The organism is Micromonospora echinofusca (genome assembly GCF_017614955.1).
GTDB classification, from domain to species: domain Bacteria; phylum Actinomycetota; class Actinomycetes; order Mycobacteriales; family Micromonosporaceae; genus Micromonospora; species Micromonospora echinofusca_A.
The window spans coordinates 1-2,558 of record NZ_WVUH01000568.1 but is presented as its reverse complement, the minus strand read 5'-3'; the positions used below and the strand labels follow the sequence as shown (position 1 = coordinate 2,558).

General features: G+C 72.1%; 2 protein-coding genes. One reads left to right on the top strand and one right to left on the bottom strand.

The window, feature by feature from the left end:
- Positions 1–690: esterase/lipase family protein (locus tag GSF22_RS32800; protein ID WP_208817792.1), on the top strand; the 690-nt coding region annotated here is incomplete at its 5' end.
- A gap of 68 nt (positions 691–758) precedes the next feature.
- On the opposite strand, the gene GSF22_RS32795 is transcribed toward GSF22_RS32800, so the two are convergent.
- On the bottom strand, positions 759–2,558 hold a 1,800-nt coding region (locus GSF22_RS32795; protein WP_208817791.1), incomplete at its 5' end, for a SpoIIE family protein phosphatase.

Here is a 2,558-nt window from a genome sequence, read left to right as displayed (position 1 = left end):
GCCCCCGCCCAGACGACCGCCACCCTCAGCGGAGCGAATCCGGTGATCGTGGTCGGCGGACTCTCCGGCGTCGCCATCGCCTACGAACCACTCGCCGCGCGGCTGCGCGGTGCCGGGTACCGGACCTTCATCTACCAGCTGCCGAACCTCGGCCTCGGCGACATCGCCGACTCCGCCCGTGCCTTCAGCTCCTTCGTCGGGCAGGTCCGCGCCACCACCGGTGCGGCCAAGGTGGACCTCGTCGCCCACTCCGAGGGCGGCCTCGTCTCCCGCTACCTGCTCAAGTACCTCGGCGGTACCGCCTCCGTCGAGCGGTACGTGAGCCTCGGGACACCGCACTACGGCACCTATGTGGCCAACATCGTGGAGTTCCTCGGCCTGGGTAGCTGCCTGGAGATCGTCGCCTGTCAGCAGATGACCATCGGCTCGGCGTTCCTGAACGACCTGAACAGCGGGGACGACACCGTCGGCGCGGTGCGCTACACCACCGTACGCACCCTCCAGGACGAGTTGGTCCGGCCCACCCAGAACGCCACCATGGCCGACGGCGCCACCAACGTGCTGATCCAGTCGTACTGCCCGCTGCGACTGGTGGGTCACCTCGGGCTGGTACTCGACGGCACCACCTGGACGGTCATCCACAACGCCCTCACCGACAGCCCGATCCGGCCGAACTGCTTCGCGATCTGACCGTCAGCGCCCCGGGTGTCGCCGCGATCCACCCTGGCGGCACCCGGGGCACGTCCTACCAACCCCCGTCAGGGGCAGCACCGCACCACGAGCAGCGCGATGTCGTCCTCGTGGTCGACCGGTACGGCGGCCAGCACCGCGTCGCAGACCTGCTCGGGATGCCCCGCACCCACCGCGCCGAACAGGCCGGCCAGCCGGTCGATCCCCTCGTCGAGGGTGATGTCCCGCCGCTCCACCAGCCCGTCGGTGTAGAGCAGCAGGGTGCTCCCCTCGGGCACGTCGAGGACCTGCTCGGTACGCCCGACACCGGGCTGGACCCCGAGCATCAGACCCCGGCTGGTGAGAACCTCCACGGTGCCGTCCGGCCGACGCAGCAGCGGCGGCGGATGCCCGGCGTTCGACCAACACAACCGGCGTACGTCCCGACCGTCCACGGTCACCGCCGGCTCGACGCGGGCCAGCACGGCGGACGCCAGCGCGCCGACCCGCAGGCCACGCAACGCCCGGTCCAGCCGGCCGAGCAGCGCCGCCGGGCCACCGTCACTGTCGTACGCCAGTCCACGCAGCACGTTACGGATCTGCCCCATGGCGGCCACCGCGATCTGGTCGTGCCCGGTGACGTCCCCGACGACCAGCATCGTGGCACCGGTCGAGGTGACGAAGGCGTCGTACCAGTCCCCGCCGACCTGCGCCTCGTGGGCGGCCGGCTGGTAGCGCACCGCGATGTCCAACGAGTCGGGCGTCGGCGGCTGGGTGAGCAGACTGCGCTGGAGGGTCTCCGACAGCCGCTGGGCGGCCAGGGCGCTCTCCCGCTGGGCCGACAGGTGCTGGATCCGGTCGAGAGCCTGGGCACACTGCGCCGCGAACGCCTCCAGCATCGTCAGCTCGTCGCTGCTGAACTCACGCTCCTCCCGCCACGACACGGCAAGCGACCCGAGCAGCCGGGCACCGACCCGCAGCGGCAGGAACGCCCAGGCGTCCCGTCGGGTCGCGGCGTAGACGTCGGCCATTCCCGGGGTGAAGGCGAGCCCGGCCGCCCGGGTGGGCAGCAGCACCGGGTCACCGGTCCGGGCCGTGTGACAGGCCGGGAGGGGACTGTCCGGAGGCAGGCTCCGGTAGGCGGCACGGGTACGCTCGCCGAACCGTCCACTGACCACGACCCGCAGCCCGCCGTCGGACTCCCGGACGACCACCGCGCCCCCGTCCGCGCCGAGCACCGGCATGGACCGGTCCACCACGATGCTGGTCAGGTCCTCCACGCTTTCCGCGCTGAGCAGGGCCAGGGCGACCGTCACCAACTGGTGCAACCGGGCCTCGGCCCGCCGCTCGGCCTCCTGCACCCGACGGAACTCCCGCTCGCGGGTCTCGGCGACCCGGTGCAGCGCCTCGGTCTGCACCGCGGCCCGCTCGTCGCGGGCGCGTTGGGTGACCAGCGCATCGGTGATGTCCGACCCGGTGGCCGCAAGGTAGGCCACCGCACCCGCGTCGTCGGTGACCGGAAAGATGGCGAGGTCGACCATCCTGCGGGTGCCGTCAGCGAGGTGGTACCGGCTCACGGTGCGCAGCGGCACCCCGGTCCGGACGGTCTGCTCGCACCAGCATCTGACCTGCGCGGACAACTCGGGATCGGGCGACCACCAGCCGCCCTCCCAGAACGGACGGCCCAGGATCCGCTCCCGGACCAGACCACAACCCTCGATCGACTGGCGGTTGGCGTCGAGCACGGTGCCGCGCGCGTCCAGGATCCCGGAGAGGAGCAGCGGCGTCTCGTAGAGCGCCTGGAACCAGCGGGCGGCGATACCGTCGGTGAGCCGGGAACCTGTGGCGAGGGTCTTCCCGTCGCCGTGGTCCACCCCCAACCCCCCGTC